Raw genomic sequence first — 23,944 nt, forward strand, 5'->3', positions numbered from 1 at the left:
TGTGCCGAGATGACAGTTCGCGCCAATGTTCTGTCGAATCACTGCCGCGAACTGTCATCTCGATGGGAGTAATGCTAAGCCGGAACGGCCACAATCACCTGGGCTGCGCGGAGGACCCGGTCGCCTGACTTGTAGCCGGAGCGGAGCACCTGGCTGACGGTGTCAACCTCGATGTCCTCGCCGGGCTGCTGGATCAGGGCCTCGTGGATCGTGGGATCGAACTCCACGCCGGTCTGGTCGATGCGGACCAGGCCATAGGTCTTCAACGCGTTCTCCAGCTTGGTGGCGATCGCGGCGAACGGTCCGTCGGCCAGGTCGCCGTGCTGGCGCGCCGCGTCCACGTCGTCCAGGACCGGAAGCAGGGAGTTCAGGACGCCGATGACGGCCATCTCCCCTGCCACCGCGCGGTCCCGTTCAACGCGCTTGCGGTAGTTGACGTACTCGGCCTGCAGCCGGAGGAGGTCGTTCCGCAGCTCGGCTGCCTCTGCGTTCGCCGAGCCCGTTGCAGCCGCGCCCTGCGCCACGGATTCCTCCGCCGGCACCTCCACGCCGTTGAGGATTTCCTCGGCCTGGGCAAGGGCGTCGCCGTCGGAATCCTGCCCAGCGGAATCCTGCCCGGCGGAAGCCGAACCTGCGCCCTGGCCGCCTTCATGGTGGCCGCCCTCCGGGTGCCGGGCCTGCCCGGTCACCGGGTCAACCTTGCGGTTGTCCCGGATGACCGGCTCGCCGTCGTGCCCGCCCTGGCCGGTGGAGGCGTTGTGTTCTTCCTCGTTACCGTGATGGGGCATGATTACTTCTTCGCTTCGTCTTCGTCGATGATCTCGGCGTCAACGATGTCCTCGTCGCCAGCCTTGTCACCGGCAGCGGAACCCGCAGCGCCTTCAGCACCTGCAGCGCCGGTGGCGCCGTCGGGTGAGCCGGCCTGGGAGTAGATGGCCTCGCCCAGCTTGCCCTGGGAAGCCTGCAGCTTCTCGAAGGCTGCCTTCACCGCGGCGTCATCGGTGCCTTCGAGTGCCTTCTTGAGGTCGTCGACGTCGGCCTGGACCTCGGTCTTGACCTCTTCAGGCAGCTTGTCGGCGTTGTCGGCGATCAGCTTGTCCACGGAGTAGGCGAGCTGCTCGGCGGTGTTGCGGGTGTCGGTTGCCTCGCGGCGGGCCTTGTCCTCGGCTGCGTGCTCCTCGGCATCCTTGACCATGCGGTCGATGTCTTCCTTGGAGAGGCTGGAACCGCCCGTGATGGTCATGGACTGTTCCTTGCCGGTGCCCTTGTCCTTCGCGGAGACGTGGACAATACCGTTGGCGTCGATGTCGAAGGTGACCTCAACCTGCGGGACGCCGCGCGGAGCCGGAGCAATACCGGTCAGCTCGAACGTGCCCAGCGGCTTGTTGTCGCGGGTGAACTCGCGCTCGCCCTGGAAGACCTGGATGGCAACGGAGGGCTGGTTGTCGTCCGCCGTGGTGAAGGTCTCGGACCGCTTGGTGGGGATGGCGGTGTTGCGCTCGATCAGGTGCGTCATCACGCCACCCTTGGTTTCGATGCCGAGGGACAGCGGGGTGACGTCGATCAGCAGGACGTCCTTGCGCTCACCTTTCAGCACACCGGCCTGCAGGGCGGCACCAACGGCTACAACCTCATCCGGGTTCACACCCTTGTTGGGCTCCTTGCCGCCGGCCAGTTCCTTGACCAGTTCGGAGACGGCGGGCATACGCGTGGAACCGCCGACGAGCACGATGTGGTCGATGTCGGAGAGCTTGATGCCGGCTTCCTTGATGACGTCGTGGAACGGCTTCTTGGTGCGCTCCAGCAGGTCCTTGGTGAGGTCCTGGAACTTGGCGCGGGTCAGCTGCTCGTCCAGGTGGACCGGGCCGTCGGGGGTGACGGACAGGTACTGGAGGGAGACGTTGGTGCTGGAGGAGGAGGAGAGTTCCTTCTTGGCCTGCTCGGCTGCCTCGCGGAGGCGCTGCAGGGCGATCTTGTCCTTGGACAGGTCGATGCCCTTGACTTTGAGCTGGTTGAGCAGGTAGTCAACGACGCGCTGGTCCCAGTCGTCGCCGCCCAGGCGGTTGTCACCGGCGGTGGCGCGGACCTGGATGGTGGAGAAGTTGTCCTCGTCCTTGCCGACTTCCAGCAGCGAGACGTCGAAGGTACCGCCGCCGAGGTCGAAGACCAGGATGAGTTCGTCTTCCTTGCCCTTGTCCAGGCCGTAGGCCAGGGCTGCCGCGGTGGGCTCGTTGACGATGCGCAGGACGTTCAGGCCTGCGATTTCGCCGGCTTCCTTGGTTGCCTGGCGCTCGGCATCGTTGAAGTAGGCCGGGACGGTGATGACGGCGTCGGTGACCTTTTCACCCAGGTAGGACTCGGCGTCGTTCTTCAGCTTCATGAGGATACGCGCGGAAATTTCCTGCGGGGTGTACTTCTTCTCGTCAATGTTGACGGTCCAGTCCGTGCCCATGTGGCGCTTCACCGAGGCGATGGTGCGGTCAATGTTGTTGACGGCCTGGCGCTTGGCGATCTCGCCCACCAGGACTTCGCCGGACTTGGAGAATGCAACGACGGACGGCGTGGTGCGGCCACCCTCGGCGTTGGCAATAACGGTGGGCTCGCCACCTTCGAGAACGGAGACGACGGAGTTGGTGGTTCCGAGGTCGATACCTACTGCACGTGACATGTGTTGCTTCCTTCTTTCCTTGGAAACTGGTTGGCGCCCGCTATTGAGCGTTCTGCACTCAACTTTACTCAGCACGCGATTGATGTCAATCCCAAGTTGAGCGGGGTACGCTCAACTTCGGCGCAGGGATCCGTGCAGCCGCCAGCACTGGCGCGGATTTGGCGCTTAAACGCGGACGACGGCGGCTCTCCGCTTTCGCTGTTGGAGAACCTACCGCCGTACTGCTTGTGTTGAGGTGCTACCGCTCGCTGTCGCGCCGGCCGTGCAGGGGGTCCCGCTCTTCCCGGGCTGCGTCCGCTTCGCGGGCCGTGCCGGACGTGCCGGCTTCGCCGTAGTCCCCGTCCGGGTATTCCCCGTCCTCAAGGTTCCCGGCCGGCTCCCCCACGGCACCGGCATCGCCATAGTCGCCCTCCACGTACTGCCCGCCCTCGCCTTCCAGCCCGGGGGCAGTGCTTCCCTTGCGGGGCTGCTCGGCCGGGGATTCCTGGTTCTCGGTCATGGTGCATCTCTCCTTTGAGTTCCGCGTCCATGCGGGCGCAGAGGCAGTCTATCGAGCCGGCGTTTCCTCCAACAGGGCCTCAGCCCGGCCCGGACGCTCCCCAACCGCCTGCCGCCCCAGCTTGCTGGGCCACCAGATGCGCGGGCCGATGTCGTAGGCCAGGGCCGGCACCAGCAGCGACCTCACCAGTACGGTGTCCAGCAGCACGCCGAAGGCCACAATGAAGGCCAGCTGCACCAGGAACATGATGGGGATGACGCCCAGGGCGGCGAAGGTGGCGGCCAGGACCACGCCGGCGGAGGTGATCACGCCGCCGGTGACGCCCAGGCCGCGAAGGATGCCGGGCCGGGTACCGTGTTTCAGCGACTCCTCCCGGACCCGGCTCATCAGGAAGATGTTGTAGTCCACCCCAAGTGCCACCAGGAATACGAAACCGAACAACGGAACGGTGGCATCAGCGCCGGGGAAACCCAGGATGTTGTTGAAGACGAACGCCGAAACCCCCATGGCTGCCGCGTAGGACAGCACCACCGAGAGCACCAGCAGCACCGGCGCGAGGACTGAGCGGAGCAGCAGCATCAGGATGAAGAGGATAACCACCAGGACCACGGGGATGATGATCACCAGGTCGCGCTGGGCGGTGGTGTTGGTATCCAGCGCGGTCGCCGTCACCCCGCCCACCAGGGCCTCCGGGTCCACGGCCTTGACGTCTTCGCGCAGGGCCTTGACCGCTTCCTCGGCCTCCAGGGAGTCCGCGGCAGAGTTCAGGGTGGCGTTGATGAGCACCCTGCCGTCGCGGACGTCGGGGGCGCTGGGAGCGCCGGGGGCTCCGGTGATTGGTACGCTGCCCTGCGCCAGCAGGTAAGCCTCCCCCACGCCGTCGGCGGCTTTCACCGCATCCAGCACCTCCTGCGCCTTGCCTTGGTCCGCAACCACGACGGCGGGGCTGCCGCTGCCGGCGTCGAAGTGCCGGGCCAGGGCGTCCTGGCCGTCGACGGCGTTGGAGGCTGTGAGGATCACGTCCGTCTGCGGGACGCCGTTGGCCTTGAGCTGCAGGACGCCCGCGGACGCCACCAGCAGCAGGAGGACCGAGGCGATCCAGACCGCGCGAGGACGCCTGGAGACCAGGGATCCGGTGGCGCGCCACAGGCCCTTCTGCCCCTCCAGCCCGGTCACCAGTTCGGGCTCGCGCTCGTCCTCCGGGACCAGCTTGGGGCGGAACGGCCAGAAGGCCGCCCGGCCCAGTAGAGCCATCAGTGCCGGGAGCAGCGTGAGGGCCGCGAACAGGGAGCAGAGAATTCCGGCAGCAGCCACGGGGCCCAGGGCCTTGTTGGAGTTCAGGTCGGAGAAAAGCAGGCACAGCAGGGCAATGATCACGGTGGCGCCAGAGGCCAGGATGGGCTCGAACGATGCCTTCCACGCGGTCAGGACGGCTGCGGTGCGGTTGGTGGTGTGGGTCAGGGCCTCGCGGAACCTTGCCACGTAGAGCAGGGCGTAGTCCGTTGCGGCACCAATCACCAGGATGGACAGGATTCCCTGGCTTTGGCCGTTCAGCTGGATCCATCCGGCCTTTGCCATTCCGAAGACCAGCAGGATGGCTGCGCACAACGCAAAGACGGACGTCAGGAGCACCATGATGGGCAGCAGGAGGGAGCGGTAAACAATCAGGAGGATCACAAATACTGCGGCGAGGGCCACCAGGAGGAGGATTCCGTCAATGCCGGCGAAGGCGGCCGTGAGGTCCGCGGCGAGTCCGGCAGGTCCGGTCACGAAGGTCTGCATCCCTTCGGGGGCGGCCTCGGCAACGGTGTCCCTCAGCTCCTGTACAGCCTCTTTGACCTCAGCGGACGAATCGATCGGCGCGATGAACTGGACCGCTTTGCCGTCCTCGGACGGGATCGGGCCGATGACGGCGCTGCCAAGCTGCAGCCCCTCCAGTTCTTCCTTCAGGCCTGCCACCTCACCCAGCTGCGCGGGAGTGAAGGCTTCATCGCTCTCGATCACGATCACGCCGGGCACCTCGTCCGAATCCCGGAACTTCGCCTGCCAGTCCTGTGCGGCCGTAGCCTCAGCGCTGGCGGGCAGGAAGGAAGCCTGGTCATTGGATGAGACTTCTTCGAGGCGTCCGAAAGTGGGGCCTCCGACGCCGGCGAGTGCCAGCCACGTCAGAACCAGGATGACGGGGACCAGCCAGCGCAGCCAGAACGGCACGCGTTCCGTTCTTTCCGATTTGTGTTTCATGACGCCTTCCGGACGACGGGCGGGAGTAGCATTGTTTCCATATTAGAGTATCTCCACCATGGAGATAAGCGTCTGGCTAGCTTTTTCTGGATTTCCCGGATACTGGGGCGCTTGGGCCGCTCAAGTAATATCCGTCAGTACGCAAAGCACAAATGCTCTGCAGGCGGCCAAGGACCAGGAGGTGGACATGGCATACGGCACCGACCCGGCACCGCAGGGAGGGCCTCCGCAGCCTGCCGGCGGACCCCATCCCCTGGTGCGCCTCCTGCAGGAGTTCACGCTGGAGGCCAACCGCTACGTGGACACGGCAGGCGGCCGCAAGGACATGCACCGGACAGACCTCAACGCCCTGGCCGTGATCATGCGCCACACCGCCAAGGGAAATGTGGTTACTCCCGGACTCCTGCGCAAGGAACTGCACCTCAGCTCCCCCGCCACCACTGCCCTGATCGACCGGCTGGACCATTCCGGGCACGTGACCCGTGAGCGGCACGGCTCGGACCGCCGTCAGGTCCAGCTCAGGATGACGCCCAAGGCTTTCCAGGAGGGCGGTGCAATTTTCGCTCCGCTGGCCCGCCAGATGGGCAGTGCCATGGCCGGATTCTCGGCCGAGGAGCTGGATACCGTCACCCGATTCATGACTGCCATGGTGGAGGCCACGGTTGCGGCGCGCGAAGAGTCCTCCGCCAGCCAGCCGGACAACCCTGCCTGACCCAACCAACTCCCCCGCCCCACCCCGCCCGGCAATCCCCACCACCCAAGTAAGTAGCAGTTGGGGGTAGCGTTTGGTTATGAGTGCGCAGCAGCCTGAAGACGACGTTTACACGCACGGCCACCATGAATCCGTGGTCCGCGCCCATGCCGCCAGGACCGCCGAGAATTCGGCAGCGTTCGTCCTGCCGCACCTCACACCTGGGTCCGGCGTGCTTGATGTCGGCTGCGGACCGGGCACCATCACGTGCGACTTCGCCGCCCTGGTGGCACCGGGGAAGGTGACGGGGCTGGACCGGTCCCCGGACATCATCGCCCAGGCAAAGGCGCTCGCCATGGAGCGCGAGGTTCCCAACGTGGAGTTCGTGGCCGGCAATATCTATGACCTGGACTTTGAGGATGAGACGTTCGACGTCGTCCACGCCCACCAGGTGCTCCAGCACCTTACGGACCCGGTGGAGGCGTTGCGTGAGATGCGGCGGGTGGCCAAGCCCGGCGGCATCGTTGCCGTGCGCGACGCCGATTTCCACGGCATGAGCTGGTACCCCGCCATTCCGGAACTGGACGAGTGGATGGAGCTCTACCAGCGCATCGCGCGGCGGAACGGGGCGGAACCCGACGCCGGCCGGCGGCTGGTGAGTTGGGCTCAGGCGGCCGGGTTTACCGACGTGGCGCCCTCCAGCAGCAACTGGCTCTATGCCACCAGCCAGCAGCGCCGGTGGCAGGCGCGCGTGTGGGGCGAACGCGTGCTCCATTCCGCCTTCGCGGAGCAGGCACTGGAGTACGGCTTCGCCAACCCTGCGGACCTGGCCCGGATCTCGGCCGGGTGGCACCGTTGGGGTTCCACCGACGACGGGTGGTTCCTGATCCCCAACGGCGAGGTCATCGCCCGGGCCTGACCTTGCGGCGCTTTGATACGTGGCTTGCCCACAGGTCTCACCGGGTGCACCTGCTGTACGGCAGTTGCGGCCCGCCATCAGGGCAAACAGGTGATTAGGTGGCGCCAACGACCACTAAACTCGAATGGTGCAATTCTCCCTTTGGCTCGCCCTGGTGGGCGCCGGAACCCTGATCAGCTTCACGCCCGGCGCCGGAGCCATCAACACCATGAGCAACTCCCTGAACGCCGGGTTCCGCCGGTCCATCTGGGGCATCCTGGGACAACAGGCAGCCCTGGTGATCCACGTGGTGATCGTGGCGCTCGGCGTCGGAGTGCTGGTGGCAAGCTCTCCCGTCGCCTTCAACATCATCCGCTTCGCAGGCGCCGCCTACCTGGTGTACCTGGGCATCAGGCAGTTCCTGAGCAAGCCGGTTCTCGAAGAGCAGCAAACCGCCGCCCTCCGGAATGAGCCCGCCTGGTCCATCTTCCGCCGGGGGCTGTGGGTCAATCTGCTCAACCCCAAGGCCATCATCTTCTTTTTGGCCTTCATGCCCCAGTTCATCAGGCCCGAACAGGCGCTGCTCCCCCAGTACATTGTGCTGACTGCCACGATTATTGCCATTGACATCCTGGTGATGTGGTTCTTCTTTGCGGCAGCCGCCCGGTCCTTCCACCGCTTTACGCGCTCCACCCGTGGGCAGCTGGTCCTCAGCAAGGTTTTTGGCGTGCTCTTCATCGGCGTGGGCATCCTCCTCGCCGTCCTTCACTAGACTCAACCATCCAGCGTTCGTGACACGGAAAGAAAGTTTCTTTACAAGGCTGTCAAGCAATGTGAATGACTTCTCTAGCCAATCCGTCCAATAGCGCGCATGCTTAGTTTCATGAACTCAGCGTCGAGCCCATACCGCGTCATCGCCGTCTGCACCGGAAACATCTGCCGGTCCCCCATGGCTGAGCTCATGCTCGCCGCGGCCCTTGAACGCGAAGGCCTGGACGGCCTGGTGGCCGTGGACTCCGCAGGAACCACCGGCTACGAGGCCGGACGCCCCATTGACCCCCGGGCCGCCCGCCGGCTCGCCGCCACCCAGCTTGGCTCAGAGCAGCACGTGGCACGCGAGTGGGAGCTGGACTGGTTCCATTCAAGGGACCTGATCCTTGCGCTGGACATCGACCACTATGCCTGGCTCAGCGAAGCCGCTCCGGACCAGGAGTCACTGGACAAGATCCGCATGTTCCGCAGCTTCGATCCCGCCACGGCAGGCCTGGACCTGCTGGACCAGGGCATCGAGGACCCCTGGTACGGCGGCCACGCGGACTTCGACGCCGTCTGGCACCAGATCCACGCTGCACTCCCGGGGATCGTGGAGCACATCAAGTCGGCCGTCCTCCGGGGCGCGGAACTCCAGCGGCAGGCCCGTTAGCTCCCTGCCCGTTGTGCAAGGCCGGCGGCCGTAAAGGTACGCTCTACTCCATGAGCCCAGCCCCCGTCATCATCGCCATTGACGGACGCTCCGGCGCTGGGAAGACCACGCTCGCCGTCGAACTGGCCGCCAGGCTGCGCGCGCACCACAGGGTGTCGCTGTTCCACCTTGAGGACATATACCCCGGCTGGAATGGGCTGGCGGCGGGCATCGAGAGGTATGTCTCCACGGTGCTCGCTCCCCTGAGCCGCGGGGAGGCAGCCTCCTGGGTCTGCTGGAACTGGGAGAAGCATTACGACGGCGAATCCCGGGTGACGCTTCCGGCCGAGATCGTCATTGTGGAGGGCGTCGGGGCCGCCGCGGCAGAGGCCCGGCCGCTGCTGAACGCGGTGATCTGGGCCGAAGCGCCGGATGACGTGCGCCGGATCCGGGCGCTGGACCGGGATGGCGAAACCTATGAGCCGTTCTGGGACCAGTGGGCAGCGCAGGAAGAGGCGTGGCTCGCGGCGGACAACGTCCCCAGCATTGCCGATATCCGCGTCCGGAACCCCGCGGACGGATCAGCACCGGCGGACGTGCTGCAGGTCCTCCCCTACCTTCCGGCGCTGGCCCCGGCCCTGGCACCGGAACTGTCAGCACGGCGGGGGCTGCGCCTCCGCGCGGAACGGCTGGACGTCCGCCCGGACGGCCCAGGACTTTTCCGTTCCCTATACGGCCGCTCGGCCAACGCCGTCTGGCTGGACTCCTCCAACGCGGGGGCCCTGCCGGAGCAGGACGGAGGGGAAGCGGCGGCTGCGGAGCGCAGCCGCTTTAGCATCATGGCGGACGACGGCGGCACGTTCGGCCAGTCTGTAACGCACCGTTCGGGCCAGAGCCTGATGAGCGCGGGATGCGCCACCGCCACCGTACAGGGCCCGTTTTTCCGTTGGCTGGACACATTGTGGGGCCTCCCCGCCGTCGAGAGTCCCAAGGCGTACCCCGGCGGGTTCACGCTCGGCTGGCTCGGGTGCCTGGGGTACGAGCTCAAGCGCGAGACGGGCGGCACCGACGTTCCCTCCCCCACCGCCGACGCGGCGCTCATCTTTGCCGGCAGGGCCGTGGTCCTGGACCACGCCGAAGGAACCGCCTGGCTCCTGGCACTGGACGCTCCCGACGCGGATGACTGGCTGGACCGGGCGCGGGCCGCCGTGGAAAACGCAGGGCCGGCCGCTAGGGCCGGCGGCAGCACCGGCGTCGTCCTCCCGGCAGCGCCGGAATTCCGCAGCCGGGACACGCGCGCTGAATACCTGGCGAAAATCTCTGCAGCACAGCACCAGATCGGGGAGGGGAACTCCTACGAGGTCTGCCTGACCACCGCCCTGTCCGCGGACATTCCGGCGGATGCCCTGGATCCGTGGACCACCTACCTGGCGCTGCGCCGCAGGAATCCCGCCCCCTTTGCCAGTTACCTGCGCTTTGGCAGCCTCACGGTAGCCAGCACTTCGCCCGAGCGGTTCCTGAAAATCGCGGCCGACGGCGGCATGCGGGCAGAGCCGATTAAGGGAACCCGCCGCCGGGGTGCAGACCCTGCCGAGGACGCCAAACTTCGCACAGACCTTGCCACGGCGCTGAAGGACCGCGCCGAAAACATCATGATCGTGGACCTGCTGCGCAACGACCTGAGCCATTTCGCCGTGCCCGGCTCGGTGACCGTCAGCAGGCTCTGCGCCATCGAAAGCTACGCCACGGTGCACCAGATGGTGAGCACCATCGATGCGCAGCTGAAACCCGGTTCACCCCGGGCCGAAGCCGTGGCCGCCTGCTTCCCCGCCGGATCCATGACCGGCGCGCCCAAAATCAGCACCATGGCCATCCTGGACAGCCTGGAAGGCGGACCCCGCGGGGTCTACTCGGGAGCCATCGGCTATTTTTCGTTGGACGGGGCCACGGACCTCGCCGTCGCCATCCGGACCCTGGTGACCAGCACCCGCGGCGACGGAACGGCGGAACTGACGCTCGGCGTCGGCGGTGCCATCACCGCGGATTCGGATCCGGAGGACGAATACGAGGAAATCCGCACCAAGGCGTTCGGCGTCCTCTCAACGCTCGGCGCGGACTTCCCCCACACCTGACCCCTGGAGTTTTTGTCCAGATATGCAGACTTCAGGTCCCCTAAACCCTACATAAGTGGACAAAAACTCCCAGGGTTTACTGGACCGTTGCCGTCAGCCTCGCCACGTTGTCCACGTAGCGGGCCGCCAGGGGCCGGTTGATCCAATCCGTCAGCTTGAGCTCGTGGGATATGTCCCGGTAGGTGTCCTCCACGGCCCGCATCTTGGTGACGATGTCCTCGCCCAACAGCATGACGGAAACCTCCATGTTCAGGGAGAAGGAGCGCATGTCCATGTTGCTGGAGCCGAGGACCGCCACCTCGTCGTCGATGGTGAAGTGCTTGGCGTGGAGCACGAACGGGGCCTTGTAGAGGTAGATCCGGACGCCGGCTTCCAGCAGGGCCTCGTAGTAGGACCGCTGGGCGTGGTGCACCAGGAACTGGTCACCCTTCTCAGATACGAAAAGCTCCACGTCCACCCCGCGCTGGGCGGCTGTGGTGATGGCGTAGAGCAGCGAGTCGTCCGGAACAAAGTAGGGGCTGCAGATGGAAATCCGGTGCTGGGCCGAGTAGATCAGGGTGTTGAACAGCCGCAGGTTGTTCTCGGTGATGAACCCGGGGCCGCTGGGAACCACCTGGGCGGTGACGTTCCCCGGTTCCGGATTGGCCGGAAGCTGCAGCTGGTGCTCCAGCGATTCATCGGTTTCGCTGAGCCAGTCGGTGGCGAAAACAACGTTCAGCGTGGTGACGATGGGCCCGCGGAGGCAGGCCATCAGCTCCACCCATTCGCGGCCTGCCTTGCGGTGCCGGGGGTTGTTGTAGGAGGGCTCGATCAGGTTCTGTGAACCCGTGAAGGCGATTTCGCCGTCGATCACCATGATCTTGCGGTGGTTGCGCAGGTCCGGCCGGCGCCACTGGCCGTGGATGGGCAGCAGCGGCAGCATCCGCTTCCACTGGATCTTGCCGGCGCGCAGCCGCTTCAGCAGTTTCCGGTAGCCCTGCACCCGGAGCGTGCCGATATGGTCGAACAGCACGCGCACTTCCACGCCACGCTCGGCTGCCTCCTCCATGGCCGTGAGGAGGTCGTCGGTGATGTGGTCCGTGCTCATGATGTAGAACTCGGCGTTGACGAACTTCTTCGCCTTGCGGACCGCGTTTGTCATCTCCAGCAGGGAGTCCGGGTAGCCGGGGATCAGGTCCACGGAGTTGCCGTCCACCATGGGCAGGGACCCCAGCCTGCGGTTCAGTTCCCCGGCGGACTTGACCCATTCGGGTCCCGGGTAGTCGCTTTCGACGTCGGCAAGCGAGGAGATCCCGGCCCGCACCCGTTCGTTGACCTGCTGCTGCTGCTCCCGGCGGCGGCTGGAGAGCTTGAAGTTGCCGAACAGGAGGAACAGGATGATGCCCACGAACGGAACGAAGAAGATGCCCAGCAGCCAGGCCATGGCCGTAGTGGGCCGCCTGTTGCCGGGAATGATGCCCACAGCCAGCACCCTGATCACCAGGTCGGCGATGCCCAGCACCACAACCACCCACCCTGGAGCGGTGCCGGCAAGCGAAAATGGCCACAACACGTGAGATGAACCCCCGGAAAATGAGCTCCCGGCGGACGGTTTCCAGCCAGGGCACTTCGCCCAGCTTATCGGTGGGACGCCGCACTAAGCTGGAGCCATGACCTCTCCAGCGCCCGTGGTTCTCGTTTTCCTCGACCCCACTTACCCTGACGGCCGGCTGGCCGACGCTTCCCAGCCGCAGCTGATGGTGACAGACCAGGGCGCCACCCGCGGTGACGGTGTCTTCGAGACCATGCTGGCCGTGGGCGGAAACGTCCGGAAGATCCAGGCCCACCTGGACCGTCTTGCCGGCTCCGCAGACGCGCTTGACCTCGCCATCCCCGGTCAGGACGAGTGGCGCCGGGCCATTGCCACCGCACTGTCCGAGCACCGGGTCCAGAACCCTCCCGCCGCCGGGGCCGGGGACGAACTGGTGGTGAAGCTTGTGGTGACCCGCGGTGTGGAGGGCGCGGCTGCCCCCACCTGCTGGGTGCAGGTCTCGCCCGTGGGCGCAGGCGCCCGGCGCCAGCGCGAAACCGGGATCGACGTCATCCTCCTTGACCGCGGCTATGACAGCGACGCCGCCGAGCGCGCACCGTGGCTGCTGCTCGGCGCCAAGACACTCTCCTACGCCGTCAACATGGCTGCCCTGCGCCACGCCCACAAACAGGGCGCGGACGACGTCATCTTCATTTCCACGGACGGCCGGGTCCTGGAGGGTCCCACCTCCACTGTGCTGCTGGCCCACGTGGAAAAGACCGACGACGGCACATCCGTGAAGCGGCTGATCACGCCCCAGCTGGACAGAGGGATCCTGCCCGGAACGTCGCAAGGGGCGCTGTTCACCGCCGCCAAGGCAGCAGGATGGGAACTGGGCTACGGCCCGCTGGAGCCGCAGGACCTGCTGGACGCCGATGCTGTGTGGTTGATCTCCAGTGTCCGGCTGCTGGCCCCGGTCAACCACATCGACGGCAAGCAGGTGGGCACGCCGTCAGTCCAGAAGGAACTCACCGCGGAACTCAACGAACTGTTTGCGGGCATCCAGTAGCTCGGCCTGCGATTCGGGCCGTCGCACTCTAGGTTCCGCAGGGACAGTGGCCGTAAGGTGTGGTTCATGGACTCGCAGACGCAGCCGGATGGCACCCTGACCTTTGACGAATGCTGGGAACTCCTGGCTAATGACACAGTCGGCCGCCTTGCAGTGGTAGTGGACGGCCACCCGGAGATCTTCCCGATCAACTACGTGGTGCACCGCCGAAGCATCGCGTTCCGGACGGCCGGCGTCACCAAACTCTGGAGCGCACTGTCCGAACGGCCTGCGGCCCTGGAAATCGACGGCTACGATCCCCACACCGAAGAGGCGTGGAGCGTGGTGCTGCGCGGGGATACCCAGCTCATCGAGGACCAGGCAGACAAGGATGCCGTGGACAGCCTGGGACTTGAACCATGGCAGCCGGGCGAGAAGGCGAACTACATCCGGCTGTCGGCCCGCGCGCTGACGGGCCGCCGCTTCAAGGTGAACCGCCCCGACGTCTGGGCCACCCGCGCCCAGGACAAGCGCCGCGCTTCCTTCGAGTAGTTCCGTTCCCGGTCCGGCGTCCGCAGGGAGTTTTCAACGGCGGCTTGGCGCTTGCCGATCGCGGCTTGGCACTTGCGGACGGCGGTTAGCCGGCCGAGCTGCCCAGGCGCAGTGAAAGCTGCGCTTCGAGCCCGGACAGCAGGATGGTGACGCCCTGGTCCAGCTCGGCCGAGCCCTCGTACTCGGCCAGGGCGGGGGCCAGTGCCCGCAGCCGCGGAAACTCCTTGGCGGGCAACCGGTGCAGGCCGAGCCGCAGCAGGGCTTCGTTCTCCTCCGGGTCCACCACGAATTCCTGGAGTTCGTTCAGGATATGGCCATAGAGGAAGCCGTAGTAGGCGCGGTAGACGTGGAGGGCGTCGGCCGGGCTGAAGCCTGCCCCGATCAGGAGGGAGAGGATCTGCTCGAGGGGACGCAGGGTGCCCAGCGGCCGCAGTCCCAGCGGGGTGGAGAGCGGCCTGGTCACGAGCAGTGGCACCACGTTGGGGTGCTGCAGGGCCAGGCGGCGTAGATCGTGCGCGATCTGGCGCAGCTGGGCTTTCCAGTCGGGATCCTGGGGGTGGATGGTGAGTTCATTGAGCACCAGCTCGGTGACCCCGTCCAGCAGCGCGGCGCGGTTCTCCGCATAGCGGTAGAGGCTCATCGGGTCCCTGCCCAGTTCCTGGCCGAGGCGGCGCATGGTCAGTGCGTCCAGGCCTTCGGCGTCAACCACTTCGAGCGCTTTCGCCAGTACGAGCTCCCGGCTCAGGCGCTGCTTTTGGGCTGGCCCGGTGAAGTTCGCGGGGACTTTCGCGGAGGCCATTGTTTCCGTCCTGGATGGCGGCAAGCCCTGATGGGGAGGGAAATTCCATGCGCTTGCCTGATTGGTTGTCTACGGCTAAAGTCTACAGTGTAGATGCGGCAGTGACACCGCCCGGAACCAACAATTCGGTAGTCAGCAAATTCGTAGTGCCGCTGTTCAGCAGCCCACCTGTTTTGCGGCTTCATCCACACTCCATTGCCCTGTGCACGGCATTGAGGTTCGCTGCTGTAGCCGAACGGCAGTACCACCGCACTTAGCGAAGGGAAGCCGTCTTGGCACATTCGCAGTTCGACCTCTTTCTCAAAGAAGCCACCTACCTCGACCAGGCCTCGGAATCCACGCTGGACCGTGACCGCCTGTACGGCCTGTACACCAGCTGGTGCTTTATCAACCAGCAGAAACCGGGACCTGAATCGGACTTTTGGGCAGCCATGAGCCACCGCAGGATTGCCTCCGGCCACAACGGGCTGCGCATGAAGGGCCCCGCTGCCGCCGACTACATCCTGGCGAGCTACCCCGGGCTCGTATAGCAAAGCCGCAGTAGACGGACAATGGCGTGGACCACGTGCCTTCGGGCACGGGGTCCACGCCATTCCTGTTCCTGCGGATCTCTTCTTGGCGGCGGCCGGATACGCTGCATCCACAGCGCCCCGCCCGAAAGGATCCGTACATGATTGACAGCAGCGCTGACCTGCGCGCAGGACTACGCATCAGGTTGCTCACGGCCGCGGACGCCGTCGCGCTGTCCGAGGCCTACACGCGCAATCGAGAGCACCTGGCTCCATGGGAGCCGAAACGCTCGGATGCGTTCTTTACCGGCGGGCACCAGTCGGACATAATCCGCGCCAAGCTCGGCCAGTACGCGCTGGGCTCGGAAGTTCCGTGGGTACTGGTACAGGAAGAGGACGACGGCGGGGGCACGCCGCGCACCGGCCGGGCGGGCGGGCGCGTGGCTGGGACAGTCACGCTGACGGGGATCGTCCGCGGCCCCTTCCTCAGCGCGAACCTCGGCTACTGGGTGGACCACAAACTCACCGGGCAAGGGATTGGCACGGCCGCCGTTCTGCACGCGGTCGACTACGCCCGCACCGGGCTTGGCCTGCACCGCATCCAAGCTGCCACCCTGCTGCACAACACAGCGTCCAAGCGGATCCTGCAGCGGGCAGGGTTCCGGGAGATTGGGGTTGCGCCGCAATACCTGAAGATCGCAGGCCGGTGGCAGGACCATCTGCTCCACCAGCTGATCCTGCCGCAGCCATGAGTGAGTTCAGATAAGCCTCCGCGGAGGTCGCGTCCTTAGGTGGGGATGATTTTGAAGAGGAACCGGGTCCGCACCATCACCCAGAGGAGCCCGAGGACTACGGCATAGGCGAGGGTGTTGACCAAGATGTTTCCCTGCTGGAGGGCAGGAATATTGGCAACGACGGCTATGAGAACCACGTGCATGATGAACACATAGAGGGTGGCGCGGCCCAGGGGGACCAGGAACCAGCCCAAGGCGCGCTGCACCGGCTTCCAGTACGCGGTGAGGAAGGCATAGGCCGCCACCACCAGGACCAGGACGTTTAACAGCCGGCCCGGAGCGAGGTAGGTGCGTCCGAAGAACAGGTCATACATGGCCCGGTACGCGGTGTCCGGCATGATCGCCAGGCGGACGTCAAACCCGTTGGCCAGGTACGGATTGCCCCATGACAGGAAGGCAAACGCGAAGGCCAGGGCGGTGCAGGCCGCCACCGCCCAGGGGTGCGCTGAAAGCCAGGCCACGATCCTCCGCCGGTGGAACCCGGCCGCCAGGCCGACGACGAACAGCACCTGCCACACCAGCAGGGGAAATGAATCCTCGAACTGCGACGGCAGGATCCGGAAGCGCGTCACCGTACCCGCCGCGTACACGGCCAGCGATGCCGCCAGCACCCACACGGCTTTACCGCGGTTGAGGGCCGCGAGGATCAGGGGGCTGGCCAGCAGCAGCACCACGTACAGGCCCATCACGTTGAACTGCCACGGCCCGAACTGGAGCAGCAGGATGGCGGGAAGAACCTGTGGCGGCACGGGGAACTGGAACAGCGTTTCCATGCCTGCATAGAGGTCGTAGCTGCGGCCGGCACCTTCATGCCCTGCACCGCCCGTGCCCTGGTCCACGAAGGTCGTGAGCGCATCTGTCCGGAACACCGGCAGCAGCGACAAGAGGAAGACGCCCACCAGCACCACCAGCGCCGTCAGGTAGAGCTTTCCTGCCCGGCGCGAAGTAAGGTCCACCACCGTTCCAAAGTCGTCCTTCGCCCTGGGCCCATAGACCATGCCCACCACCAGCCCGGAGAACAGGACAAACAGCTCGGCGCCCGAAACAAAGCCCACCGCCTCCTGGGTCAGGAGCTGGAACAGCGACACCAGGCCCAGGTGGTTCACCACCACAAAGACGATGGCAAGGCCACGGAGCAGGTCCACGCGGGAGTCCCTGCTGGACCTGTCGCTGTAGCCCCAGGCCGTGACCGCACCGACTTTGGCGGGGAGTTGCCACAGTGCCACCAGGAGGATGAGGAGGGCCGCCCCCACGCTCCAGGCGGCCGCCCCGGACAGCGTGTTGGACCTGACGAACGATGCACCAGGGGTGACATCGGTAACCGGCCCCGTCACCACCGGGGATCCCTCAAGCCGGGTGCGGGCAGCCTCGGCAATCCCCGCGTTTCCGGTGAGGCGCCAGTCGATGCTGGCCACACCCGTGTCCCGTGTACTGGTGCGTTCGTCCCAGACCACTGCGCCCGTCATCGCGAAACCGGCTGATCCGGCAGCTCCCAGGACCTGGCCCCACCAGCTGTCCTTGATCTCCGCTTCCGCGGCACCTCCGGCGGACGGGCTGTAAAAGGCCGAAGTCTGCAGCATCAAGGGCTTGTCCCGCCCCGCCGCATACGTCCCGTAGAAGTTTTCCCCGCCGGAGGCCGTCAGCATCTCCTGCAGCTCACCGGCGCGGGGAACGGTATTGACCGCGGTACCCCCTGCAGTGTCATCGTGGTAGGCCGTCAAGCCCACCCAGTCCACGGCGTCGTCCCCGGGGTAGTAGGGTTCGTAGGCTTTGTCCGAGCTGTTCCAGGCGCCGTCGCCGTTGGTGTCCAACAGGGAGAACCCTTCGGTTCCGGGCGCGGGCGCGTTCCGGTTCCGTTCGAAGGGATAGTCCCTGCCCAAATACGGTTCCCACACCATGGCATAACCGCCGGCGGTCCCGGCCGCCCGGAAAGCCGCTGTCACCGCCTGGAATGACTGCCGGTAGGCGGCCGGCTGCTGGCCCCACTCCACCCAGCTGGCATTCATGTCCGGAGCGAAGCGGATGAGCAGCTGGCTTTTAGAGTCACCTTTTATCCGGCGCACTTCCCCGGCAAAAGCTGCAGCGGCGTCAGGGGTGACCTGGTCCAGCGGGACAACAGGCCTTACCGTGAGCATCGCATCGGCGCCCTGTCCGGCGGATTGCTCCAGGAAGCCCCGGATGTCGCCCTCTTCCGAGGCGCGGAAGGGGAAGGCGATGTCGTGTCCGAAGATCGCGGGGGATGCCCCGAGCCGCTCGGAGAAGCCCCCGGCGGTGTCCTCTCCCCATTCGAGGACTGCGCCCAGCAGCGGCTTGCCTTCCTCCGGGAGGTTTCGGGCCGCCTGCGCCGGCCCGGCGGGCACCACCACGGCCAGGACGGCCATCAGCGCGGCGGCGAGGACGGCAGCCATCCGGTGGAGGGGCCGCGGGCGGCCGCTCGGGGCGGGACGTGCGGGAGCGGATAGCGTGCTGATGAGACCCCCCAGGGACTTATTCCTCAAGTGACGGGGCGGCGCCCCTGGACAAACTTTATCCGGGCTGGCGCTGGCGGCAGGCACCTGGCACCTGCATGCCCAAGGTGGCGCCGCCGTCGTGCGTTGAACGGACGTGGCGCATGCATCTTTGGTGCCGCGCCTCCGCGCAGCATCCTTCAGTTACGCAACATGACGACGACGGCGGTGCAGCCCCGGGCGGCAAGTGTTACGTTTTTGGGGAGTAATGAGTACCGGCGCCAAGCCCTGACTGGCCGGTCGGCAACCCTCCTTCCACGGCGGGGTGCCTCAGGTGAATACTCGGCATATCGACCATTCGAGCTGCAAGCGTGAGAGAAGGAGATCCGTCGTGTCTGACGCACCTGCCCCTGAAGAAAAACTGTCCTACCGCCTCATCAGCGGCCCGGACAACCGTGAATTCTGCGAGCGGATCTCGAACGCCCTGGCGGAAGGCTATGTGCTGCACGGCAGCCCCGCCGCAACCTTCAACGGCACCAGCGTGATCGTGGCACAGGCCGTGGTCCTGCCGGCAGCCATCGCCTCGGCAGACGCCGCAGTGGCGGATGCCGTGGACGACCTGGAGTCGTCAGGCGAAGACCTTGAGTTCGACGGCGAGGGCCACGCATGAGCTACGCAGGAGATCTGACGCCACAGGAGGCCTGGGACAAGCTGGAACAGGGCGCCATCCTGGTGGACGTACGCACCGAGGGCGAATGGGCCCACATCGGGATCCCGGACACCAAGGCAACAGAGAACGATCCACTGTTCATCCAGTGGACCTTCCCCGGGGGCATTCCAAACCCGGACTTCATCAACGACCTCAACCAGCAGGCGCCCGAAGACCGCAAAACAGAACTGGTGTTCCTGTGCCGCTCCGGTCAGCGGTCCATCGCGGCGGCCATAGCGGCCACCCAGGCCGGCTTCACCTCCTACAACGTGCTGGAGGGCTTTGAAGGCGACCCCGACCGCTTCGGCGAACGCACCGTCAACGGCTGGAAGAACCGCGGCCTGCCAACAAACCTGGGAAAGATCTAAGTGACCTTCAACGAAGACGCCGCCGGCTGGAGCCCCGATACCCAGGCCGTGCGCGGCGGCCTGGACCGCACCAACTTCCAGGAAACCAGTGAGGCCATTTTCCTGAATTCAGGGTTCGTGTACGAATCTGCCGCCGCCGCCGAGCGCGCCTTCACGGGCGAGGACGAGCGTTTTGTCTACTCCCGCTACGGCAACCCTTCCGTGGCAACGTTCCAGGAGCGGCTCCGCCTCCTGGAAGGAACAGAGGCGTGCTTTGCGACCGCGTCCGGAATGTCGGCCGTGTTCACCGCCCTGGGTGCCCTGCTCGGTGCCGGCGACCGTGTAGTGGCCGCCCGTTCGCTGTTCGGGTCCTGCTTCGTGATCCTGAACGAAATCCTGCCGCGGTGGGGCGTGGAGACGGTCTTCGTTGACGGACCGGACCTGGAGCAGTGGCGCGAGGCCCTGTCCCAGCCCACTACCGCCGTCTTCTTCGAATCGCCGTCCAATCCCATGCAGGAGATCGTGGACATCGCGGCGGTCAGCGAACTGGCTCACGCGGCCGGGGCGACCGTCGTCGTCGACAACGTTTTTGCCACTCCCCTGCTGCAGCGCTGCGGGCAGTTTGGCGCGGACGTCATTGTCTACTCCGGGACCAAGCACATCGACGGCCAGGGCCGGGTGCTCGGCGGGGCAATCCTGGGCACCAAGGAGTTCATCGAGGGCCCCGTGAAGCAGCTGATGCGGCACACCGGCCCGGCATTGTCCGCCTTCAACGCCTGGGTCCTCACCAAGGGCCTGGAAACCATGGCGCTGCGTGTTAACCATTCCTCGGCCACCGCGCTGCGGCTCGCGGAGTGGCTGGAGGAACAGCCGGCCGTCAGCTGGGTGAAGTACCCGCTGCTGAAGTCCCACCCGCAGTATGAGCTGGCAGCAAAGCAGATGAGTGCCGGCGGCACGGTCCTCACCCTGGAGCTGGCTCCCTCCGGGGGCCGCTCGGGGAAGGAAGCCGCCTTCGCGCTGCTGGACGGCCTGCGGATCATCGACATCTCCAACAACCTCGGGGACGCCAAGTCCCTCATCACCCACCCGGCCACCACCACGCACCGCGCCATGGGGCCGGAGGGGCGGGCCGCTATTGGCCTGAGCGACGGCGTTGTGCGGCTTTCCGTTGGCTTGGAGGATGTGGACGACCTGATTGGCGATCTGGAGCAGGCGCTCAAGCAGATCTAGGGTTGCACCGGGAATCAGGCGCCTTGAACGGACAGGTTCACTTCCACGGAGTCGCCTTCGCTGATTCGCGCCCTGGCCCTGATAGCCTTCTTGACCGGCAAAAGGTACGTCCCTGTTGTGGTGTCCGGGAAGAGCGAGGTCTGCCAGGTTTGGCCGGCGATTTCCGCACTCACCTGGACTGAGCCGAACGCTTTGCTGCGCCCTGCATTTTGTGCGCGGACATCGTCCGCGACGTCCGGGGGCAGGGTGAGGAAATGCCAGCCAGCCTCGCCGGGGTACAGCCAGAGTTCCGCTTTGAACGAGTACGACGACGTCACGCGCCGAGTATTGCATGCCTGCGGGGGTGCCGCCAGGGCCGTGGATATCCAGCAGGCCACTAGTTATCCACAGCCCCTGCCGTATGGTCCTTTTTGTCAGACCCCCGCAGGATGATGTCCTTATGGAAACGGACCCGGCGGTTGAGCAGGCGGAGGCAGCCGTTGTGGCTGCCGTCGCTGCGTTAGCTGCTGTATTGGATGGCAGGGACGCTGCGGTTGACGCCGGAGGGCTTAGCCCCGAAGCCACCCCAAGTCCTGCTGCTGCTTTGGATGATCCGTTGCAGCGGGTTGCTGACCGGGCACTGTGGGTTCTGGCGGGAGTGGCGCGATCGGAGGCGAGGCTGGCGGCGTTGAAGGCGCAGGCGGTTCAGGTGCTCGCTGCCGCCACGGGCCTGTTGAACGGTCCGCCGTCCTCGCCGCATGAGGCCGCGGCACAGGAGCGGAGCCTGGTGGCCGAGGTGGGATGTGCACTGGTGATCGGTGACCGGGCCGCCAGTGCGCTGTTGGCCGAGTCCCACGCCCTGACCACGTCCCTGCCCCGGACCCTTGCCGCGTTAGGGTCCGGGACGATTTCCTGGGCGCATGCCCGGGGGATGGCGGAGGAGGCTGCCACGCTTGACCCCGCAGGCGCCGCGGCCCTGGAGGCCCACTTCCTGGATCCGGACACACCCAGACCGCCCGGAGCGGCAACGATCGGGGAGATGCCGGCGTACCGGTTCAGGGCCAAAGCCAGGACCTGGCGGGAACGCCACCATCCCGAATCATTGGAGAAGCGCCACGCCAAGGGCGTGGCGGAGCGCCGGGTGGGGTACGCACCTGGCCAGGATGGCAAGGCCTGGCTCTCGGCCTACCTACCCGCTGACCAGGGCTTGGCGATCTGGAACCGGCTCACCGCCCTCTCCCGGGGAATGCAAAGCCCCAACGAGGCGCGCACTCTCACCCTGCTCCGCGCAGACGTCCTCGCCACCGCGGGCCTCACCAGCGGCGCTGGCCACATAGACTGCACCCACGGCAAAGACAGCACAGGCTCCGGCACCGGCCCTGGCGACAGCAGCACAGGCTCGGGCACAGACCAGGGCACGTCCATCCGGGCGCAGGTCCTCGTCACCGTGCCGGTATTCTCCCTCATGGGACTGACGGATGAGCCCGCGATGCTGGACGGGCACGGTCCGGTACCGGCGTCCATGGCCCGGGAACTCGTCGCGAATGGTGCCGCCTCGTTCCATCGGGTCCTGGTTGATCCGAGGGACGGGGCCCCGTTGGAGATCGGCCGGACCAGCTACCGGGTCACCAAAGCCATGCGTGACTGGCTGCGAATGCGGGACGGCAAATGCTCCTTCCCCGGCTGCAACAACAACTCGTTGGATAACGAGGCAGACCACCTTTTGGCCTGGCAGCACGGCGGGACCACCGGCATCAGCAACCTCGGACAGCCCTGCCCGAAGCACCACAAACTTCGGCATTCCAGCGGATGGATACCAACACCGGCCACCAAAAATGAACCGCCCGGCTGGACCTCACCCACCGGCCGGCACTACAAAAGCGAACACCAGGACTGGGAACCACCCCACTGGCCAGGCTGGGTTACTGACATGTGGAGTGCTGCAAAGCAGCCGGATCCAGGACAACCGGTTTTGTCTGCGTTCGAAGGCAGGGACCTCCAGGGCTTTGTTGAGCATTTTGGGATGCCTCAGGACGTGGACCCGCCCGATGACTTCGATCCGCCAGACGTGGACCTGCCGGAAGACCCCGGACCCACGGAGGATGAACTCCCCAACGACCCGTTCCCGAAGTGGCACCTATGGCTGGAAGCGTCCCTTTCGGCTCTTTAGGTCAGGCCACGGTGTAGGACAGACCAGGGCTGCAGGACAGACCAGAATCGGCTGACGCCCAGGGCTGCACAAGGTTGCCCAGGGCTGCCTAGGACTGCCGGACGCGCAGCAGGTCCGGAGCAGCTTCCACTTCCGCGAGGTCGGGGGCACCCCGCATGGTGATGTTGACTGCGTGGTTCACAACGGCGCCCAGGCCGAGATCTTCGGGCGGAGGACCTGCCATGGCCTTGTCCCGGACCCGGCGTTGCTCAGCTGCCCCGGTGCCACGGGCGATGATGTCCTCCACACCCTGGCGGACGATCGCGAGCTCTCCCTGCTCGTCCAGGACGGGCGCGAGATAATCCACCAGCGAACGAACCACATCCGTGGCCCTGGCCGGCCGGAACGTGCCGAAATCCAAAAGCTCCCCGCTGAGCCCGCTGCTGCTTGCCTGCCATGCAGCCATCCGCAGCAGCACAGTGGGCACCGGCGCAGGGTCCACGCCGTCCCGCCACTCCCGGCTGGCCGACTCCACCAGTGCGCGGACCAGGAGCGCGATGAGCGCAGCGTCCTCGGCCCGGAGGCAGACATCGGCCACGCGCACTTCCACAGTGGGGTGATTCCGGGAAAGCCTGGCGTCGAAGTAGAGCATCCCCTCGTCCAGCATCACTCCGCTGTCCAGCAACCGCGTGACAACCCGACGGTACGCGGGGTAGGTCCCGTAGATCCCCGCGGGTCCGGACGTGGGCCAGCGGTTCCAGGCCTGCGTCCGGTAACTCTCGAAGCCCGTCGCCATAGCGTTCCAAAACGGGGAGTTCGCGCTCAACGCGGTCAACACGGCAAGCTTGTCCCGGATCCGGTCCAGGACCGCCACGCCCTCCTCCGGCGATTCGATATACGTGTGCACATGGAAGCCACACGTGAGCTGCTCCTGCGCCGTGAGGCCGAAGCGCTCCAGCATCAGGGCATACCGGGGGTCCGGCGTCGTATGGCTGGTGGAAGCCAAGGGGGAGGTGGCAAGCGCCGCAACCCGGGCACCGTTCTTTTGGGCAGCCCGGTCAGCAAGCGTCCGGCCGGCACGGATCTGGTCCAGCAGTACGCCGTACTCCAGGCAGGGCCGCGTCTGGGTCTCGATCTGCTCAAGCTTAAGCTCGGCACTCAAACCCATCTCGTCGTCGTCGTAAACGGTCTTATCTTCGGTTTCCAGCGCATGGGCATCCGGTGCATCATCGGCGGCCATCCTGTGCCCGGACAGCAGGGCATCGGCCAGTGCAAGCGGCTCCCCCGTTGCCGGGTCAACAATCAGGAGCTCTTCCTCGACGCCGAATGTACGCATACTG

At 66.0% G+C, this 23,944-nt stretch carries 22 protein-coding genes and 1 riboswitch; of the genes, 13 read left to right on the forward strand and 9 right to left on the reverse strand.

Features of this window, described 5'->3' with window-relative positions:
* Positions 1-74: 74 nt before the first annotated feature.
* From ABRP28_RS13855 to ABRP28_RS13870, 4 genes are all read right to left on the reverse strand, one after another.
* Positions 75-788: a nucleotide exchange factor GrpE gene (locus ABRP28_RS13855; protein ID WP_350004063.1), complete on the reverse strand. Its 714-nt coding sequence runs from the start codon at positions 786-788 to the stop codon at positions 75-77.
* A 2-nt stretch (positions 789-790) separates the two neighbouring features.
* Positions 791-2,668 carry a molecular chaperone DnaK gene (gene dnaK / locus ABRP28_RS13860; protein WP_231455298.1) on the reverse strand — a complete coding sequence of 626 codons (1,878 nt, stop codon included), beginning with the start codon at positions 2,666-2,668 and terminating at the stop codon, positions 791-793.
* A gap of 238 nt (positions 2,669-2,906) precedes the next feature.
* Positions 2,907-3,167 carry a hypothetical protein gene (locus ABRP28_RS13865; RefSeq protein WP_350004064.1) on the reverse strand — a complete coding sequence of 87 codons (261 nt, stop codon included), beginning with the start codon at positions 3,165-3,167 and terminating at the stop codon, positions 2,907-2,909.
* Between the two features lie 48 nt (positions 3,168-3,215).
* Positions 3,216-5,408, reverse strand: coding sequence for an efflux RND transporter permease subunit (locus ABRP28_RS13870; RefSeq protein ID WP_350004065.1), 2,193 nt, complete (start codon positions 5,406-5,408; stop codon positions 3,216-3,218).
* A 187-nt stretch (positions 5,409-5,595) separates the two neighbouring features.
* Between ABRP28_RS13870 and ABRP28_RS13875 the strand changes: the two genes are divergently transcribed.
* The 5 genes from ABRP28_RS13875 (at position 5,596) to pabB (ending at position 10,531) form a co-directional block, all read left to right on the forward strand.
* On the forward strand, positions 5,596-6,120 hold the full coding sequence (locus ABRP28_RS13875) for a MarR family transcriptional regulator (RefSeq protein ID WP_350004066.1): 525 nt from the start codon (positions 5,596-5,598) through the stop codon (positions 6,118-6,120).
* 79 nt (positions 6,121-6,199) lie between these two features.
* Positions 6,200-7,018, forward strand: a complete 819-nt coding sequence (locus ABRP28_RS13880) for a methyltransferase domain-containing protein (RefSeq protein ID WP_350004067.1) — start codon at positions 6,200-6,202, stop codon at positions 7,016-7,018.
* A gap of 127 nt (positions 7,019-7,145) precedes the next feature.
* Positions 7,146-7,769, forward strand: a complete 624-nt coding sequence (locus ABRP28_RS13885) for a LysE family transporter (RefSeq protein WP_350004068.1) — start codon at positions 7,146-7,148, stop codon at positions 7,767-7,769.
* A 111-nt stretch (positions 7,770-7,880) separates the two neighbouring features.
* A complete protein-coding gene (locus ABRP28_RS13890) occupies positions 7,881-8,420 on the forward strand; it encodes a low molecular weight protein-tyrosine-phosphatase (protein WP_350004069.1) in 540 nt (179 codons plus the stop codon).
* A 50-nt stretch (positions 8,421-8,470) separates the two neighbouring features.
* Positions 8,471-10,531 (forward strand): aminodeoxychorismate synthase component I, encoded by a 2,061-nt coding sequence (gene pabB / locus ABRP28_RS13895; protein WP_350004070.1) that lies wholly within the window; start codon positions 8,471-8,473, stop codon positions 10,529-10,531.
* Between the two features lie 76 nt (positions 10,532-10,607).
* Here the strand turns inward: pabB and cls are convergent, their stop codons facing one another.
* Positions 10,608-12,080: a cardiolipin synthase gene (cls, locus tag ABRP28_RS13900; protein ID WP_350004116.1), complete on the reverse strand. Its 1,473-nt coding sequence runs from the start codon at positions 12,078-12,080 to the stop codon at positions 10,608-10,610.
* 100 nt (positions 12,081-12,180) lie between these two features.
* On the opposite strand from cls, the gene ABRP28_RS13905 reads away from it, so the two are divergent.
* Together ABRP28_RS13905 and ABRP28_RS13910 are read left to right on the forward strand one after the other, a co-directional pair.
* Entirely contained in the window at positions 12,181-13,110 is a 930-nt protein-coding gene (locus ABRP28_RS13905) for an aminodeoxychorismate lyase (protein ID WP_350004071.1), read from the forward strand.
* A 66-nt stretch (positions 13,111-13,176) separates the two neighbouring features.
* Positions 13,177-13,641, forward strand: a complete 465-nt coding sequence (locus ABRP28_RS13910) for a pyridoxamine 5'-phosphate oxidase family protein (protein ID WP_350004072.1) — start codon at positions 13,177-13,179, stop codon at positions 13,639-13,641.
* 85 nt (positions 13,642-13,726) lie between these two features.
* Here ABRP28_RS13910 and ABRP28_RS13915 read toward each other — a convergent pair whose 3' ends face one another.
* Positions 13,727-14,440, reverse strand: coding sequence for a TetR/AcrR family transcriptional regulator C-terminal domain-containing protein (locus ABRP28_RS13915; protein ID WP_350004073.1), 714 nt, complete (start codon positions 14,438-14,440; stop codon positions 13,727-13,729).
* A gap of 272 nt (positions 14,441-14,712) precedes the next feature.
* Here ABRP28_RS13915 and ABRP28_RS13920 point away from each other — a divergent pair, with 272 nt between their 5' ends.
* Entirely contained in the window at positions 14,713-14,970 is a 258-nt protein-coding gene (locus ABRP28_RS13920; RefSeq protein ID WP_231455181.1) for a hypothetical protein, read from the forward strand.
* A gap of 140 nt (positions 14,971-15,110) precedes the next feature.
* Positions 15,111-15,701 (forward strand): GNAT family protein, encoded by a 591-nt coding sequence (locus tag ABRP28_RS13925; RefSeq protein ID WP_350004074.1) that lies wholly within the window; start codon positions 15,111-15,113, stop codon positions 15,699-15,701.
* 35 nt (positions 15,702-15,736) lie between these two features.
* Here ABRP28_RS13925 and opgC read toward each other — a convergent pair whose 3' ends face one another.
* Entirely contained in the window at positions 15,737-18,151 is a 2,415-nt protein-coding gene (opgC, locus tag ABRP28_RS13930; RefSeq protein WP_350004075.1) for an OpgC domain-containing protein, read from the reverse strand.
* A gap of 303 nt (positions 18,152-18,454) precedes the next feature.
* A riboswitch (SAM riboswitch) is annotated at positions 18,455-18,568 on the forward strand.
* Between the two features lie 13 nt (positions 18,569-18,581).
* Between opgC and ABRP28_RS13935 the strand changes: the two genes are divergently transcribed.
* From ABRP28_RS13935 to ABRP28_RS13945, 3 genes are read left to right on the forward strand one after another with little or no spacing between them, the layout of a single operon-like run.
* Entirely contained in the window at positions 18,582-18,860 is a 279-nt protein-coding gene (locus ABRP28_RS13935) for a DUF1737 domain-containing protein (RefSeq protein ID WP_350004076.1), read from the forward strand.
* Entirely contained in the window at positions 18,857-19,267 is a 411-nt protein-coding gene (locus ABRP28_RS13940; protein ID WP_350004077.1) for a rhodanese-like domain-containing protein, read from the forward strand. The genes ABRP28_RS13935 and ABRP28_RS13940 overlap by 4 nt, the downstream gene beginning before the upstream one ends.
* Positions 19,268-20,476, forward strand: a complete 1,209-nt coding sequence (locus ABRP28_RS13945; RefSeq protein ID WP_350004078.1) for an O-succinylhomoserine sulfhydrylase — start codon at positions 19,268-19,270, stop codon at positions 20,474-20,476. It begins immediately after the preceding gene.
* Between the two features lie 14 nt (positions 20,477-20,490).
* On the opposite strand, the gene ABRP28_RS13950 is transcribed toward ABRP28_RS13945, so the two are convergent.
* Positions 20,491-20,793: a DUF1905 domain-containing protein gene (locus tag ABRP28_RS13950; RefSeq protein ID WP_350004079.1), complete on the reverse strand. Its 303-nt coding sequence runs from the start codon at positions 20,791-20,793 to the stop codon at positions 20,491-20,493.
* Between the two features lie 122 nt (positions 20,794-20,915).
* On the opposite strand from ABRP28_RS13950, the gene ABRP28_RS13955 reads away from it, so the two are divergent.
* Positions 20,916-22,625 carry a DUF222 domain-containing protein gene (locus ABRP28_RS13955; RefSeq protein WP_350004080.1) on the forward strand — a complete coding sequence of 570 codons (1,710 nt, stop codon included), beginning with the start codon at positions 20,916-20,918 and terminating at the stop codon, positions 22,623-22,625.
* Between the two features lie 88 nt (positions 22,626-22,713).
* Here ABRP28_RS13955 and ABRP28_RS13960 read toward each other — a convergent pair whose 3' ends face one another.
* A complete protein-coding gene (locus ABRP28_RS13960; RefSeq protein WP_350004081.1) occupies positions 22,714-23,940 on the reverse strand; it encodes a glutamate--cysteine ligase in 1,227 nt (408 codons plus the stop codon).
* Positions 23,941-23,944 lie beyond the last annotated feature (4 nt).

Source organism: Pseudarthrobacter sp. WHRI 8279, assembly GCF_040224115.2.
GTDB lineage: Bacteria > Actinomycetota > Actinomycetes > Actinomycetales > Micrococcaceae > Arthrobacter.

Coding starts and splice junctions, on each gene's coding strand:
- ABRP28_RS13855 (WP_350004063.1), bottom strand. CDS start 788: ATGCCCCATCACGGTAACGAGGAAGAACACAACGCCTCCACCGGCCAG.
- dnaK (WP_231455298.1), bottom strand. CDS start 2,668: ATGTCACGTGCAGTAGGTATCGACCTCGGAACCACCAACTCCGTCGTC.
- ABRP28_RS13865 (WP_350004064.1), bottom strand. CDS start 3,167: ATGACCGAGAACCAGGAATCCCCGGCCGAGCAGCCCCGCAAGGGAAGC.
- ABRP28_RS13870 (WP_350004065.1), bottom strand. CDS start 5,408: ATGAAACACAAATCGGAAAGAACGGAACGCGTGCCGTTCTGGCTGCGC.
- ABRP28_RS13875 (WP_350004066.1), top strand. CDS start 5,596: ATGGCATACGGCACCGACCCGGCACCGCAGGGAGGGCCTCCGCAGCCT.
- ABRP28_RS13880 (WP_350004067.1), top strand. CDS start 6,200: ATGAGTGCGCAGCAGCCTGAAGACGACGTTTACACGCACGGCCACCAT.
- ABRP28_RS13890 (WP_350004069.1), top strand. CDS start 7,881: ATGAACTCAGCGTCGAGCCCATACCGCGTCATCGCCGTCTGCACCGGA.
- pabB (WP_350004070.1), top strand. CDS start 8,471: ATGAGCCCAGCCCCCGTCATCATCGCCATTGACGGACGCTCCGGCGCT.
- ABRP28_RS13905 (WP_350004071.1), top strand. CDS start 12,181: ATGACCTCTCCAGCGCCCGTGGTTCTCGTTTTCCTCGACCCCACTTAC.
- ABRP28_RS13910 (WP_350004072.1), top strand. CDS start 13,177: ATGGACTCGCAGACGCAGCCGGATGGCACCCTGACCTTTGACGAATGC.
- ABRP28_RS13915 (WP_350004073.1), bottom strand. CDS start 14,440: ATGGCCTCCGCGAAAGTCCCCGCGAACTTCACCGGGCCAGCCCAAAAG.
- ABRP28_RS13925 (WP_350004074.1), top strand. CDS start 15,111: ATGATTGACAGCAGCGCTGACCTGCGCGCAGGACTACGCATCAGGTTG.
- opgC (WP_350004075.1), bottom strand. CDS start 18,151: ATGGCTGCCGTCCTCGCCGCCGCGCTGATGGCCGTCCTGGCCGTGGTG.
- ABRP28_RS13940 (WP_350004077.1), top strand. CDS start 18,857: ATGAGCTACGCAGGAGATCTGACGCCACAGGAGGCCTGGGACAAGCTG.
- ABRP28_RS13955 (WP_350004080.1), top strand. CDS start 20,916: ATGGAAACGGACCCGGCGGTTGAGCAGGCGGAGGCAGCCGTTGTGGCT.
- ABRP28_RS13960 (WP_350004081.1), bottom strand. CDS start 23,940: ATGCGTACATTCGGCGTCGAGGAAGAGCTCCTGATTGTTGACCCGGCA.